Source organism: Pararobbsia silviterrae (genome assembly GCF_003628125.1).
Taxonomy (GTDB): domain Bacteria; phylum Pseudomonadota; class Gammaproteobacteria; order Burkholderiales; family Burkholderiaceae; genus Pararobbsia; species Pararobbsia silviterrae.
The window spans coordinates 1-17,177 of sequence record NZ_RBZU01000006.1; the positions used below are offsets into that span (position 1 = coordinate 1).

Here is a 17,177-nt window from a genome sequence, read left to right on the forward strand (position 1 = left end):
GAGTGTGAGCGGACCGCCCGCGGCGAGTGTGGCGTTGCGGTTCGAGAGGGCTTGCGATGCGTGGATGGTCAATGCGTTTGCCGCATCGACGCGACCATTGTCGAGCGCGGCGTTCGCGACGTCGAGCCTGACGTCGGTGCCTGCGTGCAACTGGCCGCTGCTCGTCAAGCGCGTCGCGTTGATGGTCAGGCTGCCCGGTTGGGTGATTTTGGCAGTGGCTCCGTTATCGGTATCGGAGTGTCCGGTTGCGTTCGGGTTTGCGACAACGCTGCCACTGCCACTGCCGTTCGGCGAAGCAGGAGCAGCCCCCGCCGTATCCAACTTGACTCCAGCCCCAATCCGCCCCGTGTTACCAATTTCCTGCGCAGCGAGGTTCACATCCGAACCCGCCGCCAACGTGCCGCTATTCGTGACACCTTGCATGGCCGTCACCCCAAGCGCACCCGCCGCCACGACATGACCCGCACTGTTCAGGTTCGTGCCTGAAACATGCACGTCACCCGCCGCCTGCATGCGCCCCGGCGCTTCAATCGTCACATCCCCGTTTGCCGACAACTGAATATCGCCCGTCAGCGAATTGATCGAGCCTGTATCACGCACACCCACGCCCGCCTCGGTGCCGATCAAACGTACGGCGCCGTTGCCGTACATCCCGCCAAGCGCATGTACGTCGATCGCGAATTGCGGTGCGGCACCTGCGCCCGCCTGCGGGGTCACACGACCACTCGCGAGATCGACCTCATTGGCACCCGCCACGGCATGGATCGACTGTGCCCAGATCTGACCGTTGATCGTCATCGCACGCGTGATCAGATCGACCGGCGAGCTTTGGGCAGACAAGCCCCCCGTGCCGACATCGATATGTCCCTGCGTGACGTTGAAGCCCGCGACCGAACCATCCGCATCGAAGCTCGGCAGACCTGTCGAGAGCGTCACACGCGGCACGTTCACAAAGCCGCAGCCCGAACAGGCGATACCCGCCGGATTGGCCACGACAAGCGGAGCCGCATGTCCCGCGATCTCGCTCGGTCCTAACAACTGCGACACATTGCCGCCCGTGACCTGAAACAAGATGCGTTGCGCAGGGTTGTTACCGATGAACGGATTGCCTTGCACCCAGCCGGCGATCTGTGTCTGCGCGGGCACGCCGTTATTGGCGATGACGACGCCCGAAGTCCCGACGTTGTAGTCGGTCAGTGGATTGTTGGAAACCCCTTTAGGACCCACCGGAGTCGTGATGTTGACCACGGGAATACCCGAGGCGCTCGTCGTCACGACGGGGTGCGGATTAGCGGATTTATCCGGTGTGATGGGCAGCGTCGCCTGTGCGCTTGAGACAGGCGCATATAAACCCAAAGCGCAAAGCGCCGCCAAAGCGGTGCCGAGATCGATCGTCGTCTTCAAGACTGGTTCCCCCGTTCACGTCGTGCAACCGCGTTGAGTGAGCAAGGACGCTATCCGACGCGAAAGGGGCAACCTATCGAACAAATTCGATTTGCTGATGCACATTGCGCTCATTTGAACGCACGCCCACTTTGGATAAAAACGTCTGCAATGACGGAGAAACGGAGCTACCGCAAATTGATCAATGACCCGATGACCTATCCGCAATTTCGTGGGCGAGGCGACTTAGAAATGAATCGCATGCGTCCGAGTGTGAACCGCTCGCCGAACAGAATCGCAATCTGATTTATGGCGGATTGCCAGTCGAAAGTCGTACACAGAGACTTGTTCAGCACGTTGCGCAGCGCCTGCCATAGCAGTTTGATCACCACCTCGTCGTTCGGGAACTGCCCCCCGCTTTTTGATGATCTTGCGCAGCTTCATGTTCAGACTTTCTATCGCGTCTGTCATACAGACGACTCGACGTATGTCCAGCGGGAACACGAAGAACGGCGCGACGCGTTCCCAAGCGCGGCGCCACGTCCGAGCGATGTTTGAATACTTCACGCCTAGGCCACGATCCCAGCGCCCAGACGTGGGCGCCGATCCAACGTCGCTACCGGAGGCGACCGCCAACGGTTGCCTCCTTAGCCACATCCGGTAGCCTCAGCCCAAAACCGTATCAACTCGCCGCGAAGTGATCGTTAAAGCCCGTGAGCTGATTCGTATAACCCTCATAGCCCTGCTCGGCCGCGAAACGCAGCGGGAGCACGCGCTTGACGAGCACTTCACGCGCGCTCGGCTGCGTCTCGAGAATCGACACGACCTCATCGATGAACTCCGCGAGCGGCATCGCGCGCGGATCGCTCGACTGCTGCTCGCCCATAAGCTCCGTCTGCACATACGGCGGCACGATCTCGACAACATCGACGCCCGTATCTTTAAGCTGATACCGCAGCGATTCGCTAAACGAATGAATCGCAGCCTTCGTCGCGCTATAAGTCGGCGTGATCGCGAGCGGCAGGAATGCGAGGCCCGACGACACCGTGAGCACGGTCGACGACGCCTGCTTGCGCAACAACGGCAGCAGCGCAGCCGTCAAACGAATCGGTGCGAGCAAGTTCGTCGCGATCGTCGCTTCGGCGATGCTCGTGTCGATCTCGGCCGCGCGCCAATCCTCGGGCTGCATGATGCCCGCATTGTTGACTATCGCATTGAGCGTCGGAAAATCACGCCCGATTTGCGCCGCGAAACGCGCGATGTCTTGCGGATCGGTTACGTCGAGCGTCGCAGTCGCAATGCCCGGATTCGCTTTGGCAACGACGTCGAGCGTAGCCTGCCGCCGCCCCGCGACGATGACCGTATTGCCGCGGCGATGCAAAGCTTCAGCCAGCGCACGGCCGATGCCCGTTCCGCCGCCCGTAATCAAAATCGTATTACCTGAGGGTTTCATGGGGGGTTCTCCCGGTTAATGTTGTGCTAGCGTAGGCCAATTACTCTCATTCAGGAAGTAGGCACCGCTTTGTGCCGTACGCACATCGGTGTAAGTAATGGATCCCATCATGGCCAACTCCCCGCAAGACCCGCGTCGCGTCGTGTTCCGATCGGAACACGGACGCGTATCCACCCCCGAACTCGATGCACTCGTGCTCGACGTGCTCGGCCGCGTCGCCGACAAATGGACGATGTGCGTGCTCGAAGTGCTCGAACAAAACGGCGTGCTGCGTTTTACGCGCGTCGGCGAACTCGTCGGCTCGATCAGTCAACGCATGTTGACCAAGACCTTGCGCCAAATGGAAGCCGACGGACTCGTCGTGCGCACCGTGCACCCCGAAGTCCCGCCACGCGTCGAATACACACTGACCGAACTCGGTTCGAGTCTGTGCGCGGCCTTTTGCAGCGTCTGGGAATGGGCGGAAAAACACGAACCCGAATTACGCGCGCTTAGGGAAAAAGCCCACGAGCGCGAGCACGAGCCAAGCTTAGAATGAGCGCTCCCGGAATGTGAACCGGGTGTACACGAATAAGAAAAGGAACCTCGATGAAGCTCAGCATGTTCTCGAAGGGCGCATTATTCGGCCTGCTTGTCGCTGCACTGTCGGCCCATGCCGATACGAACGTGGTCACGACCCAATCGGGCCGCGTCGCGGGCTCGACCGACGACGGCGTCGAATCGTTCAAAGGCATCCCTTACGCGCAACCGCCGATCGGCGCACTGCGCTGGCGCGCGCCGCAACCCGTGCATCCGTGGCAAGGCGTCAAGCAGGCGACCGCCTATGGCAAGGACTGTCTGCAGGAACCCTTTCCTGGCGATGCCGCGCCGCTTGGCGTCGGTCTTAGTGAAAATTGCCTGTTCGTCAATGTCTGGCGTCCCGCTCAAGCGCAAGCAGCCAAGCGACCCGTCATGGTCTGGATCTATGGCGGCGGCTTCGTGAATGGCGGCTCTTCGCCGGGCGTCTATTCGGGCAGCGAATTCGCCAAGCAAGGCATCGTGTTCGTGAGCTTCAACTATCGCGTCGGCCGCTTCGGATTCTTCGCGCATCCGTCGCTGACCGCGGCGAACGCCGATCATGGCCTGCTCGGCAATTACGGTCTGATGGACCAGATCGCGGCGCTCAAGTGGGTGCAGGCCAATATCGAACAATTCGGCGGCGATCCGAAAAATGTCACGATCTTCGGCGAATCCGCGGGCGGATTTTCCGTCGCGAGTTTGTTGACGTCGACGTTGACCGACGGCCTGTTCAACAGGGCGATCATCGAGTCGGGCTCGGGCCGCCACAACATCACACCGGGTCTCACGCTCAAGCAGGCCGAAGATTCGGGCGTCGCGTTCGCGACGGCGAACCATATCGACGGCACCGGCGAACAGGCGCTCGACAAGCTGCGCAAGCTGCCGGCCGCCAAGGTCGTCAATGGCCTGAACATGGCGACGATGCGCGTGCCGACTTATGCGGGACCGATGATCGACGGCACGCTCGTGACGGGCGAACCGCAAGACGTCTATCAAACCGGTGCCTTCCACAAGGTGCCGCTGATCGTCGGCGCGAACGGCGCTGACCTCGGTTTTCCGCCCAAGGCCGCGACGCTCGACGACGCGCTTGCGCCGCTCGGCGCGGCCAAGAAGGAAGCCGCGCGCGCGGCGTACGACCCGAACGGCACCGCGAAGCCCGACGACGTCGCGATGATGATCGCAAGCGATCAGTTCATGGCCGAGCCCGCGCGATTCGTCGCGCGCACCTTCAGCGCGGCCGGCGCGCCGACATGGGAATACCGCTTCGGATACGTGGCCGATTCGATGAAGAAGCAATGGCCGGGCGCGGTCCATGCGAGCGAGATCCCGTATGCGTTCAACACGCTCGAAGCGCGCTACGACGGCGACGTGACCGCCGACGATCTCGCGGTCGCGAATCAGATGCACGCGTACTGGGTCAACTTCGCGAAACATGGCGATCCGAACGGCGAAGGTCTGCCGCAATGGACACGCTATTCCGCCGAACACGACAACGTGCTCTGGTTTGCGTCGGAAGGCGCCGCGCAAACGCGTGAAGTCGCGGATCCGTGGAAAACGCGGCTCGATCTCGTGATGCCCTGAATGCTCTGACGACGCAGCGTGTCGCGTGCGCATGTTCGCGTACGCGACGCGCGATCGTGTGATCGCACGTGCGCCTTGGCGACATCGTTGGCGATCACTTGGGCCCGATCGCGGATCCTTCGGCCGATTCGCATCGATTCACATCGATTCGCTTCGATGCGAAAAGCGAATCGGCCCCGACCGACGACGCTAGGCGAGGTGGTCTTCGCCCACGGTTTCGAGTTCGACCGCGTCATCCGTTTCGACGCGGTTGCGGCCCTGATGCTTTGCGCGATACAGCGCCGCATCGGCTGCCTTGAGCAGTTCGCCGGCCGAGTCGAGCGACGAGGCGCCGCGTGCATCCTTCGCGCGCCGCCGATCGGATTCGAACGTCGCGACGCCCACGCTGACAGTCACGACACGGCCTTCACTCGCTTCGTTCGGGATCGCGAGCGCCGCGACGGCGTCGCAGATCTGTTGCGCGAGCACGCGCGCGCCGCGCCGGTCGGTTTGCGGCAAGATCATCGCGAACTCTTCGCCGCCGTAGCGCGCGGTCAGATCGCTCGGACGCTTGAGCTCGCGTTTCATCGCAAGCGCGACCGAACGCAGCACATCGTCGCCGCGCTCGTGTCCATAGCGATCGTTGAACTGCTTGAAACGATCGACGTCGACGAACAGCACCGAGAGGTTCGTGCCGTCGCGCTTCATGCGTTTCCATTCGATCTCGAGACGCTCGTCGAATCCGCGCCGATTCGCGACGGTCGTCAACGCATCGGTTCGCGAGAGCACACGCAATTCAGTCTCGACTTCCGAGCGCCGTCGAAGCTCGCTTGCGAGCAATTCGGCAAACAGCAGATAACCGATCGCGAGCACGATCATCGCACCGCCGAGGATCGACGCGCGATGACGCCACGATGCATAGATATCGCGCTCGGCCGGCGAAATGACGAGCGTCAAACCAAAGGGCTCGATTTTCGTGTGGACGAACAGACGCCGTTCGCCGTCGAACGACGAGCGGCCGAGGAACGCGCCCGATGCCTCGTTGACGAAGCGCGAGAAATTCGCGCCGCCGCGAATCGACGTCAACGGCCCGGCCTGGCTCGGCAACTGCGGCAAGCGCATCAGCAGCGTGCCGTCGTGTTCGAACAAGGCGATCGCGCCATGCGGACCGATATCGAGGCCAGCAAGCAGGTCGCGGAAGTAATTGACGCTCAGCGTAATCAACGCGATCCCCGCGAACGAGCCGTCAGGATGATTGATGCGCCGGCTCAGCCCGACGATGATCGAGGCGCCGTGCGAGAGCCGCGATGCGATGGGCTGGCTGATCAACAGACCCAGATCCGGATGCGTCTTTTGCGCCTGGAAATAATCGCGGTCCGCGTAGTTCTGCACGCGCGGCGGCACGTGCCCGGAGTCGAGCAGGATATTGCCCGACTCATCGAGAATCAGGACCGCGCCGAGATACTTGGCCGTCAGCGCCTGATCGAACATGACCGCATCGCGCTGGCGCGCGGGCAGGGCCATCGTCTCGGGATCCTCGGCGCCCGCGACCATCGCCTTGAGCGAGAGATCGATGACCTCGAGATTGCGGCGGATATCGCGCTCGGCGACCATCGACAGATTCTGGCTGACGGTCTGCGCGCGCTGCATGGCGTCGTCGCGGCTGTCGAGCAGCACGGCGGCGCAGACGCTCAGCAGCGCGATCGCGAGGCAGAGCGCGCCCGCGACGACGGCCTTTCCGCGTTGCTGACCGATCGCGCGCCATCCCGAGCGCCACCCGCGCAGGACGCCCATGATCATGGCCCCATATGCGCGGCCGGGCTCGTCCGGTTTTCGTGAGCCCATGCGCGCAGGAACTTGATGAAGGCCGTCGCGATCGGGGGAATATGCGCGTTCGCGCGATAGGCGACACCGATCGGACGGAGCTTGTAGGTGTTTTCAGGCGCGATCTGCGCGAAGCGGCCGCTGGCCGTCAACGTCGCCGCGAGCGGCGAGGGGATCATTGTCAGGAAGTCCGTGCGCGTGAGCACGTCGACGACGAGGCTCAGCGAGGCGGTTTCGAGCGCGATCGCGTCACGCGTCAGACCGAGCGCTGCCATGCCGGCCTCGACGTCGCGCCGCAGCGGGTCGAGTTCCGGACACGTGACCCATCGATATGCGCCGAGTTCGCGGACCGTGACCTTCGCGTCGCGATCGAGCGGATGGTCTTCGCGGCCGACGATCACGAGTTCGTTGTCGACAAGTGGTTCGAAGCGCAGGCCATGTTCCTCGGGCAGCATCTGCGTGCCGCCGACCACGAGATCGACCTGGCCGCCGTCAAGTTCTTCGAGCAGACGCGGCGTCGGCCCCGGCACGACGCGAATCGACGTCTTGTGACGTTCGGCGAGGAAGCGGCTGATCGGCTCCGACATCACGCCGTTCGCGAGCGAGAACGACAGCCCGAGCCGCAATTCTCCGAATGCGCCATCGTGCACGGCCGTGCTGACCTCGGCGGCCTGCTGGCTGAGTTCGAACAGCATGCGGCCGTAATTCGCGAGCGTTTTGCCTTCATCGGTCGGCGTCGCGCCATGCTTGCCGCGCACGAGCAGCCGAACGCCGATTCGCGATTCGAGCAGGCGGATATTACGGCTCACGCCGGGTTGCGTGAGTCCGAGCCGTTCCGCGGCGGAATGAAATGAACCCAGCTCGACGATCAGATGAAGCTGGATCAAGTGTCTCGGGTCGATTAGCACACTGTGCATCCTTCTCGTTTGCCGGCAATTCTATCAGTGCGCACTTCGTACCTAGCCTGTCTCTTAGGGATTCCACTAGAAGGAAATCGGCGCGCTCGGACGCGTCCGAGCGCATGGCGCGCACCCGCGCCGGCTGGGGCATTGCGGGCGGCTCGCCATCCATTGATGCCGGAAGTTATGGATCGGCGGGACGACGGCATTCTTTTGATTGGACGCTGATCGGGCGCGTTTCGTACGCTTCGCTTCCACTAGGCGGAACAGCCGGACCTTATCAGGAAGAGGGAGACGCTCCATGACAATTCGCAACATTCAGCATTTTTCGATGGCGGTGCCCGACCTCGAAGTCGCGCGCGTGTTCTATGAGGATTTCGGTCTCGAAACGTTCTATCGAGACGGCACGCTCGTGTGCCGCTGCGTCGGACGCGACCAGGATCAGGTGATCCTCACGCAAGGTCCGCGCAAGCGCCTGAGCTACGTGAGCTTCGGCACGGATGCCGCTTCGCTCGCCGCGATTCGCGCGCGGCTCGGCCAGGCGGGCGTCGCGCTGGTCGACGCGCCGCCGAACGTGCCGGCCGACGGCATCTGGTTTCGCGACTTCGACGGCATGCTCACGAATATCAAGGCCGCCGACGAGGCGCCGTGGGACACCGCGCCGCGCGTGACCTTCAACACGCTCGACAACCGGCAGGCGCGCAAGGGCCGCACCGAGCTGATGGACGAGAAGCCGATCAAGCCGCGCCGCATGGGTCACGTCGTGCTGTTCTCGACCGATCCGAACCGCAAGGTCGCGTTCTACAACGAGATGTTCGATATGCGTCTGTCGGATCGCGTCGCCGCGTTCCTGAGCTTTCTGCATTCGCCCGAGGGCAGCGACCACCATATCGTCGCGTTCGGCAAATCGACGACGTACGGCTTGCATCACGTCGGTTTCGATGTCGGCACGAGCGACGAAGTCGGCGCGGCCGCGCGCCAGATGGTCAACAAGGGCTATATCCCGGGCTGGGGGCCCGGCCGGCACTTCGTCGGCTCGAACACGTTCGCGTATATCCGCGACCCCTGGAACAGCATGCACGAGTTCTTTTCCGACATGGATTACATCGGCGCGGGCGAGTCGTGGGATGCGCAGGACTGGGTCCAACTCGGCACGCGCAGCATCTGGGGCGATGCCGAGCCGCTCGACTTCGGCAAGAACTTCGAAACCCCCGAGCTCGGGCGCTGATTGAGGAGACGACCATGGATGCCAAGACCATCGAATTCGAAAACCGGCTGTATATCGGCGGGCAGTTCGTGTCCGCGACGGGCGGCGCGACGCTGCCCGTCATCAATCCGTCGAGCGAGGACGTGCTTACGCATATCGCGTCGGCCTCCGAGGCCGACGTCGATATGGCCGTGCGTGCCGCCCATGCCGCGTTTCATGGTGTCTGGGGCGCGACCGACGGCGCGTCGCGCGCGCGTTTGCTGCATCGTCTGGCCGACCTCGTCGAGCGCGACGCCGATCTCATCGCGCGGCTCGAAAGCATCGACAACGGCAAGGTGTTCGGCATGGCGCGCTTTGCGGATGTCGCGAATCTGATCGCGACGCTGCGCTATTTCGCCGGCTATGCCGACAAACTCGACGGCCGCAGCATTCCGGTGCCGGACATGTTCGGACGGCCCGTGCTGTCGTACACGATTCGCGAACCGCTCGGCGTGATCGGCGCGATCGGCGCCTACAACGCGCCGACGATGTATATCGGCTGGAAAGCGGCCGCCGCGCTCGCGGCCGGCAACACCGTCGTGCTCAAACCGGCCGAGGAAGCGCCGCTGTCGACGCTGCACGTCGCGCGGCTGTTCGAGGAAGCGGGATTCCCCGCGGGCGTGTTCAACGTCGTGGCGGGCGCGGGGCCGGTCGCGGGCATGGCGCTCGCGCGCCATCCGCTTGTCGCGAAGCTCAGCTATACCGGCAGCGGCCTCGTCGGTCGCATCCTCGCGAACGAGGCCGCGAAGACGCTCAAGCCGCTGACGCTCGAACTCGGCGGCAAGGCCGCGCAGATCGTGTTGCCGAGTGCCGATCTCGATGAAGCGATCGGCACGCTCGCGATGGGTTTTCTCGCGAACCAGGGGCAGATTTGCGCGGCCGGCACGCGGATTCTCGTGCATCGCGCGCGCGTCGACGAAGTCGTCGCACGACTCGCCGCGATCGCGCGCGAACAAGTCATCGGCGACGCGCTCGATCCGCAATCGACGCTCGGTCCCGTGATCAGCCAGCGCGCGGTCGACCGCATTCTCGGCTATTGCCATGCGGGCGTCAGCGAAGGCGCGACGCAGGTCACGGGCGGCAAGCGGCTCGACCGTCCCGGTTACTACCTCGAACCGACGATCTTCGTCGGCGACAACACGATGAAGATCGCGCGCGAGGAAATCTTCGGACCCGTCGCGTGCGTGATTCCGTTCGACGACGCCGACGAGGCCGTCGCGATCGCGAACGATAGCGAATACGGCTTGTCCGCGGGCATTTTCACGCGCGATATCCGCGACGGTCACGGCGTCGCGCGACGTCTGCAGGCGGGCGCGGTCTGGATCAACGGCTTCGGGCTCATCGACCCGAGCATGCCGTGGGGCGGCGTCAAATCGAGCGGATACGGCCGCGAAAACGGCACGAACGCGCTCGACGACGTGACGCACGAAAAGGTCGTGACGGCGCTGCTCTAAGCGCGGTACGCCTCGCGCCAAATCCGGCGCGCCACGCGTGCCGCATGCGTGCGGCGCGCTCGAATACGTCTGCGGCCTATGCGGCCGATGCGACGTTCGAGCGCGCTTGGCATCGCTTAGTCGAATTCACTGACAGCATGAGCGGAGATCTGCATGCAAACGAAAGTATCCATTTCCTCGGACGGCCTGCAGCTCGCGGGCGTGCTTCACGTGCCCGAGCGCGCCGCGGGTCCGTTGCCCGCAGTCGTAGTCTCGCACGGCTTCGGCGGCAACAAGGACGGCGAGACGCATGTCGTCGAAGCCGATCTTTATGAAAGCCTCGGCTATATCGTGCTGCGCTTCGATTTTCGCGGCTGCGGCGAGAGCGGCGGCAAGCCGGGCCGCATCCTCTGCGAAGACCAGGTCGCCGATATGCGCAATGTCGTGACGTGGCTCACGACGCGTCCCGAGGTCCAACCCGATCGCATTCTGCTGAGCGGACAAAGCTTCGGCGCCGCGATCAGCATTTTCGCGGGCGCGGTCGATATTCGCGTGTCGGGCGTCGTGTCGATGGGCGGATGGGGCGATGGCCTCAAGAAATCGCAGGACCAGCATCCGACGCCCGAGGCATGGGCGCAATTCACGCAGACGATGCAAAAGGGTCAGCGGCACCGCGAGCAGACGGGCGAATCGTTGATGGTCAAGCGATGGGACATCGTGCCGGTGCCCGAACACCTGCGCAATCATCTGCCGCCGGGCGCGGTGATGGATTTCACGGCCGAGACGATGCAGAGCATCTGTGCGTTTCGCCCGAAAGACGTCGTCGCGCAACTCGCGCCGCGGCCGCTGCTGATGCTGCATTCGGCGAACGACAGCGTGACGCCGACGTCGCAGGCGATCAGCGTCTTCGAAAACGCGGGCAAGGGCGCCGAATTGATCTTGCTGACCGAGGTCGATCACTTCCCGTTCGCGGACGGCAACGGCCGTCTCGTCGACATCCTCAAGGGGTGGCTCGAACGCTATTTCCCGGTGGCCGCGCAGATGGCGGCGAAGAAAGTCGCGTAATGGGGGCGAGGCTCGACGATGAGCCTCGGATGGCCGGCGCGCGGCGAACGAGGCGAGGGCCGTGCGGCGACCCATTCGGTGTTGCCGCACGGCCCGTCCGCGCGAGGGCTGCCCGCGTGCCTCGCACGATGCGCGCGCCGATCGAGGTCTCAGGCGATGTGCTCGTGCGCGTGCTCGTAGTGGGCGACGCCCGGCGTATAGAACGACGCGGGCACGAGGATCTTGCTCTCCTGGTTTTGCATGAGCGGCAGGATCTTGTCGACGTAGGCGACCCAGCGCGGATCGCGCTTGAGCAAGGCGCGCCGCCGCGCGCGATCGTTGAGATCGTCGTAGCCCCACAAGTGGATGACCTGGTTCAGCGTGCCGAGCTCGGTCGTGAAATAGCCGAGCGGGCGCGGCAGATATTCGAGCTGGACGGCGAGGCCCTCCGACGTATAGAGCGCGAAATACGTCGCGGTCTTGCCCGGGTGCAGCGTGTAGGTGCGGTGTTCGATGATCATCGTGTCGAGTCGGATAAGTCGGAGGCCATGCGGTGCGCGCGGACGCCGGATACCGCGCATGCGCCCGATCGCGCGCCGTACCTTCATCGTCACCGGTCGACGCGCATCCAGGCGATCAATGTTCGACAGATGGAAACCGATTTGCAGGGGCTGCGATCCGCAACGACGGTCGAGGCGTGCGGCCTCGACGCCGCGTCAAAGCTGGCTGGAAAAGCTATGCAGCGCGTCGCGGATGCTCGACGCCGTGGTCTGCAACTGATGCGACAACAGTTCGATGCGCGTCTCCGACATGCGGCTGTCGACGGCGGCGACGCTGATGGCCGCGACGGGATTGTCGAGCGTATCGAGGATCGCGACGCCGACGGCCGTTGTGCCGAGCGTGACCTGACTGCGGATCAGCGAGTAGCCGCGCCGCTGGCAGGCCTCGATTGCGGTGCGCAGCGGCTTTTCGTGAAGCGATTTGTGCGTGCGATGGCGATCGACGAGATACGCGATCGTGTGTTCGCGCTCCTCGGCGGGAATCGCGGCGAGGATCGCGAGTCCGCCCGCGCCGAGACCGAGCGGACGACGGCTGCCGACTTCGAGCGTGATCACGCGTATCGTCGACGGACCTTCGAAGCGATCTTCGCAGACCGATTCATTGCCGCTGCGCACCGTCAGATACACGGTGTCGCCGATTTCCTCGGCGAGCCGCATGAGGATCGGACGGCACGGCTCGCGCAGATCGTAGATCTGCGACGCGGCGAGCCCGAGTTCGAAGCTCAGCGGTCCGAGCATATAGCGCTTGTTCGATTCGCGTTGCACGACCATGCGCTGCGCGATGAGCCGGTGCAGCAGCCGATGCGTCGTCGAGTGCGGCAGCTTCGCGGCTTCGGACACTTGTGTGAGCGCGAGCCCTTGACGTCCCGCCGTCGCGAGAAGACGCAGCAATTCCATCGTGCGTTCAATGGAACCTGGATCGGATGTCTCCGTATTTGTCCTAGTCGATCGCGTGTTCATAGAGTGGAAATGGAAACTTTATCGGCATGCCGAAGCGTAAATTTCACCCAGGTTCAGTGTAACCACAATTTCCAACTGGTGGAATCGAGATATGAAACTTGCATCGCTCAAGAACGGTAAGCGCGACGGCGCATTGATCGTGGTGTCGCGCGATCTGACGCGCGCGGTGGCCGCCGACGATATCGCGCCGACGTTGCAGGCCGCGATCGAGAACTGGCAACAGGTCGTGCCCGCGCTGCAGGCGCGTTCGGATGCGTTGAATGCGGGCACCGCGGCCGGCGCGTTCGCGTTCGATCAAACGAAGGTGGCGTCGCCGTTGCCGCGCGCGTATCAATGGCTCGACGGCAGCGCGTATCTGAGCCACGTCGAACTCGTGCGCAAGGCGCGCGGCGCGGATATGCCGAAGTCGTTCCTCGACGATCCGCTCATGTACCAAGGCTCGTCGGACTACTTCACAGGTCCGCACGATCCCGTGCTCGTCGAGAGCGAGGACTGGGGCGTCGATCTCGAGGCCGAACTCGCGATCATCACCGACGACGTGCCGATGCTCACCAAGCAGGACGATGCGAAGCGCCATATCAAGCTGCTGATGCTCGTCAACGACATCTCGCTGCGTCACATCATCCCGGCCGAACTCAACAAGGGTTTCGGGTTCCTGAACGGCAAGGGCGTCACGGCGTTCTCGCCTGTCGCGGTCACGCCTGACGAACTCGGCGATGCGTGGAACGGGTCGAAGGTCAGCCTGCCGCTGACGGTCAATATCAACGGCGAAAAGCTCGGCGCGCCGCTCGCGGGCGAGGACGTCTACTTCGAATTTCCGAAGCTGATCTCGCATGCGGCCAAGACGCGCACGCTCGGCGCGGGAACGGTAATCGGCTCGGGCACGATTTCGAACCATGACCGGACGCGCGGCTTTTGCTGCATCTCCGAGAAGCGCGCGCTCGAAGTCGTCGAACACGGCGAGGCGAAGACCTCGTTTTTCCGCTTCGGCGATCGCGTGCGTGTCGAGATGTTCGACACGAGCGGCGCGTCGATCTTCGGCGCGATCGACAACGAGATCCGTCCGTACGCGAGTTGATCGACGGCGTCCTCGCGGGCGCGCCCGATACGGCGCGCCCGCATGCGCAACGTCGAACCGCAGCTCCTTTTTTGAATCGATGTCGTGAGACCGATATGAATGCTTTGCCGCTGCCGCAGCGTCCGGCCTACTTGAGTGGGTTCGGCAACCAGTTCGCCACCGAAGCGTTGCCGGGCGCCTTGCCCGATGGCCGTAACTCGCCGCAGCGCGCGCCGCACGATCTCTATGCGGAGCTTCTGTCGGGCGCGGCCTTCACGGCGCCGCGTGCGGAGAACCGCCGCACATGGACGTATCGTCTGATTCCGTCGGCGATGCATGGCACGTACCGCAAGATCGAACTCCCGGGTTGGGAGACCGCGCCGTTCGATGCGGTCGATACGCCCGCGAATCGCTTTCGCTGGAATCCGTGGCCCGTGCCCGAGACGCGCACCGACTTCATCGACGGCATGGTGACGATTGCGGGCAACGGGAGCGCCGAAGCGCAATCGGGCATCGCCACGCATCTGTATCACGCGAACGTATCGATGGGCGATCGCTATCTGCTCAATGCGGACGGCGAAATGCTCATCGTGCCGCAAAGCGGCACGTTGTCGGTGCGCACCGAACTCGGCGTGCTCGAGGTCGCACCCGGCGAAATCGCCGTGATTCCGCGCGGCCTGCACTTCGCGGTCGATCTGCTCGACGCGCGGGCAAGCGGCTATGTCTGCGAGAACTACGGTGCGCCGTTCCGCTTGCCCGAGCTCGGACCGATCGGCTCGAACGGTCTTGCGAACGCGCGCGATTTTCTCGCGCCGGTCGCGGCGTACGAAGCGGGTCGGAGCAGGGCGACCGTCGTGCGCAAATTCCTCGGCGCGTTCTGGGAAGTCACGCAGGCGCATTCGCCGCTCAACGTCGTCGCGTGGCACGGCAATCTGACGCCGTACAAATACGACCTCGCGCGCTTCATGGTCATCGGCACGGTCTCGTTCGATCATCCGGACCCTTCGATCTACACCGTGTTGACCTCGCCGTCGGCCGTGCCCGGCACGGCGAACTGCGATTTCGTGATCTTTCCGCCGCGCTGGCTCGTCGCCGAAGACACGTTCCGGCCGCCATGGTTTCACCGCAACGTCATGAGCGAACTCATGGGGCTCGTGCGCGGCGTCTATGACGCGAAGGCCGAGGGCTTCGTGCCCGGCGGCGTGAGTCTGCACAACTGCATGATGCCGCACGGTCCCGACGTCGCGACCTATACGCGCGCGAGCGTCGTGGAGCTCGAGCCTCACAAGGTCGACAACACGCTCGCGTTCATGTTCGAAAGCGCCCATGTGTTCCGGCTGACGCGACGCGCGCTCGAAGCGCCGAATCGCCAGCCCGATTACGACGCGGTCTGGGACGGTTTCAAAGCGCCTCCGATCTGAGCGCGGATCCGGCCCGCAAGGCACGCACGCGCTTCCCGTTGAACCCTGTTGTCGCAAACGCAAAGAAAGACCATGGAGACATACGACGTCATCATCGCCGGGTACGGACCGACCGGCGCCACGCTCGCGAATCTGCTCGGCGTGTCAGGCTTGCGCGTGGCCGTCGTCGAACGCGAAAAAGGCATCTACGACAAGCCGCGCGCGATCACCGCCGATCATGAGGCGATGCGCGCATTCCAGGCCGCGGGCCTCGCGGAGCGCGTCGAGGTCGGCACGTGTCCGCATCCCGGCACGGATTTCGTCGGCGTCGAAGGCGAGGTCATCAAGCGTTTCTATCCGATGCCCGCGCCGGGTCCGCTCGGCTGGGAACCGACGTTCATGTTCTATCAGCCGCGGCTCGAAGCGGTCTTGCGCGAAGGCGTCGCGCGTTTCGATCGCGTCGACGTGTTGCTCGAACACAGCGTGACAGGCCTCGCGCAGGATGCGGAAGGCGTCGACGTGCATGTCGAAAGCGCGGACGGCGTCCGCCAAACCTTGCGCGGCAAGTATCTGCTTGCATGCGACGGCGCGCGCAGCGTCGTGCGGACCGAAATCGGCTCGCCGATCTATGACCTCGCATTCGACGAATGGTGGGTCGTCGTCGACGCGGATCTGCACAGCGACGTCGAATTGCCCGAGCGATGCGTCCAGTATTGCCGTCCGTCGCGGCCCGGTACTTATATCGTCGGCCCCGATCGTCTGCGCCGCTGGGAAATCAAGGTCATGCCGGGCGAATCGCCCGAAGCGTTCAACGATCCCGAGCACGTGCGGCGTGTGCTGTCGTCGTTCGTCGATACGCGCGGCCTCGAAGTCAAGCGCGTGGCGATCTATCGCTTTCATGCGGTCGTCGCCGAGAAATGGCGCGAAGGCCGGGTGTTCCTGCTCGGCGACGCGGCGCATCAGATGCCGCCGTTTCTCGGTCAAGGACTCTGCGCCGGCGTACGCGACGCGTACAACCTCGCTTGGAAGCTCGATGCGGTGCTCGCGGGCCAGGCCGACGATGCCTTGCTCGACACGTTCGGCGCCGAGCGCCGTCCGCATGTGCAGACCGTCGTCGAGCATGCGAAGTCGTTCGGGCTGATCATCGGCGAGCTCGATGAGCGCGCCGCGCGCGAACGCGATGCGCGGCTCGGCGCGGAACTCGCGGCAGGCACCGCGCCGACGATACGTCAGTCGTTTATCCCGGGTCTCGCGGCGGGCTTGCTCGCGTTCGACGCGCATGGCCAGCTTCGCCAGGGCGCGGGCGCGCTGTTTCCGCAACCGTGGGTATCGAGCGCGGCGCTCGCGCGGACACGCCTCGACGACCTCGTGCGCGGCGCGTTCCACGTCGTGACGATCGATGCGACGCTCGCGGCGCATGCAGCGGCGTACTTCGCGCGCTCGCGTCGTCTCGGCCGTGCGAAGTCGCTGCATATCGGCGACGCGAAGCCGACCGGCCTCAAGGGGGTGCTGCATCTCGAGGCGGAGCGCGATCTCGTCGCGCGCTTCCTCGCCGAACACGATGCGTGCGCGGCGCTCGTGCGGCCCGATGGCTTTACGTACGGCGTCGCGCGTACGGTCGATGAACTCACGGAGCTGATGACCGCGCTCGATCGCTCGCTGAATGGAGACGGCGAGACGACGCGTACCCCTGCGCCGCATGGCGACGCGGTTCAAGCATGACCCACGCATGACCTATGTATGACCCACGCGCAACCGGCGCGTGAGCGCCTCTTGAGGCGGACCGAGCGCTCAGCCGAC

At 64.1% G+C, this 17,177-nt stretch carries 14 protein-coding genes and 1 pseudogene; 8 read left to right on the forward strand and 7 right to left on the reverse strand.

What is annotated here, in order from left to right; genetic code table 11:
* The 3 genes and pseudogenes from D7S86_RS14600 to D7S86_RS14610 form a co-directional block, all read right to left on the reverse strand.
* Window positions 1-1,404 (reverse strand): filamentous hemagglutinin N-terminal domain-containing protein (locus D7S86_RS14600; protein ID WP_147432335.1); only part of this gene is annotated, 1,404 nt, incomplete at its 3' end.
* Between the two features lie 197 nt (window positions 1,405-1,601).
* A pseudogene (locus tag D7S86_RS14605) lies at window positions 1,602-1,959 on the reverse strand (transposase); the annotation flags it as partial.
* Between the two features lie 106 nt (window positions 1,960-2,065).
* The gene (locus D7S86_RS14610; RefSeq protein WP_121087595.1) at window positions 2,066-2,836 is read right to left on the reverse strand and encodes an SDR family oxidoreductase; all 771 of its coding nucleotides are present in this window, start codon (window positions 2,834-2,836) and stop codon (window positions 2,066-2,068) included.
* 109 nt (window positions 2,837-2,945) lie between these two features.
* On the opposite strand from D7S86_RS14610, the gene D7S86_RS14615 reads away from it, so the two are divergent.
* Window positions 2,946-3,374 carry a winged helix-turn-helix transcriptional regulator gene (locus tag D7S86_RS14615; RefSeq protein ID WP_121087846.1) on the forward strand — a complete coding sequence of 143 codons (429 nt, stop codon included), beginning with the start codon at window positions 2,946-2,948 and terminating at the stop codon, window positions 3,372-3,374.
* A gap of 50 nt (window positions 3,375-3,424) precedes the next feature.
* Window positions 3,425-4,975: a carboxylesterase/lipase family protein gene (locus D7S86_RS14620; RefSeq protein ID WP_205962814.1), complete on the forward strand. Its 1,551-nt coding sequence runs from the start codon at window positions 3,425-3,427 to the stop codon at window positions 4,973-4,975.
* Between the two features lie 189 nt (window positions 4,976-5,164).
* On the opposite strand, the gene D7S86_RS14625 is transcribed toward D7S86_RS14620, so the two are convergent.
* Both D7S86_RS14625 and D7S86_RS14630 read right to left on the reverse strand, forming a co-directional pair.
* Window positions 5,165-6,748: a GGDEF domain-containing protein gene (locus tag D7S86_RS14625; protein ID WP_205962815.1), complete on the reverse strand. Its 1,584-nt coding sequence runs from the start codon at window positions 6,746-6,748 to the stop codon at window positions 5,165-5,167.
* Between the two features lie 2 nt (window positions 6,749-6,750).
* Entirely contained in the window at window positions 6,751-7,695 is a 945-nt protein-coding gene (locus D7S86_RS14630) for a LysR family transcriptional regulator (RefSeq protein WP_121087597.1), read from the reverse strand.
* A gap of 283 nt (window positions 7,696-7,978) precedes the next feature.
* Between D7S86_RS14630 and D7S86_RS14635 the strand changes: the two genes are divergently transcribed.
* The 3 genes from D7S86_RS14635 (at window position 7,979) to D7S86_RS14645 (ending at window position 11,421) form a co-directional block, all read left to right on the forward strand.
* A complete protein-coding gene (locus D7S86_RS14635) occupies window positions 7,979-8,905 on the forward strand; it encodes a VOC family protein (RefSeq protein WP_121087598.1) in 927 nt (308 codons plus the stop codon).
* 14 nt (window positions 8,906-8,919) lie between these two features.
* A complete protein-coding gene (locus D7S86_RS14640) occupies window positions 8,920-10,377 on the forward strand; it encodes an aldehyde dehydrogenase family protein (protein ID WP_121087599.1) in 1,458 nt (485 codons plus the stop codon).
* A gap of 153 nt (window positions 10,378-10,530) precedes the next feature.
* A complete protein-coding gene (locus D7S86_RS14645; protein ID WP_121087600.1) occupies window positions 10,531-11,421 on the forward strand; it encodes an alpha/beta hydrolase in 891 nt (296 codons plus the stop codon).
* Between the two features lie 149 nt (window positions 11,422-11,570).
* Here the strand turns inward: D7S86_RS14645 and D7S86_RS14650 are convergent, their stop codons facing one another.
* Together D7S86_RS14650 and D7S86_RS14655 are read right to left on the reverse strand one after the other, a co-directional pair.
* Window positions 11,571-11,921 carry an NIPSNAP family protein gene (locus D7S86_RS14650; RefSeq protein WP_121087848.1) on the reverse strand — a complete coding sequence of 117 codons (351 nt, stop codon included), beginning with the start codon at window positions 11,919-11,921 and terminating at the stop codon, window positions 11,571-11,573.
* 195 nt (window positions 11,922-12,116) lie between these two features.
* A complete protein-coding gene (locus D7S86_RS14655) occupies window positions 12,117-12,920 on the reverse strand; it encodes an IclR family transcriptional regulator (RefSeq protein WP_121087601.1) in 804 nt (267 codons plus the stop codon).
* A gap of 91 nt (window positions 12,921-13,011) precedes the next feature.
* On the opposite strand from D7S86_RS14655, the gene D7S86_RS14660 reads away from it, so the two are divergent.
* The 3 genes from D7S86_RS14660 to mhpA all read left to right on the forward strand — a co-directional run bounded on the left by D7S86_RS14660 (window position 13,012) and on the right by mhpA (window position 17,099).
* On the forward strand, window positions 13,012-13,998 hold the full coding sequence (locus D7S86_RS14660; RefSeq protein ID WP_121087602.1) for a fumarylacetoacetate hydrolase family protein: 987 nt from the start codon (window positions 13,012-13,014) through the stop codon (window positions 13,996-13,998).
* Between the two features lie 95 nt (window positions 13,999-14,093).
* Entirely contained in the window at window positions 14,094-15,398 is a 1,305-nt protein-coding gene (gene hmgA, locus D7S86_RS14665) for a homogentisate 1,2-dioxygenase (protein WP_121087849.1), read from the forward strand.
* 72 nt (window positions 15,399-15,470) lie between these two features.
* Window positions 15,471-17,099, forward strand: a complete 1,629-nt coding sequence (gene mhpA, locus D7S86_RS14670) for a bifunctional 3-(3-hydroxy-phenyl)propionate/3-hydroxycinnamic acid hydroxylase MhpA (protein WP_121087603.1) — start codon at window positions 15,471-15,473, stop codon at window positions 17,097-17,099.
* The last annotated feature ends 78 nt before the right edge of the window (window positions 17,100-17,177 follow it).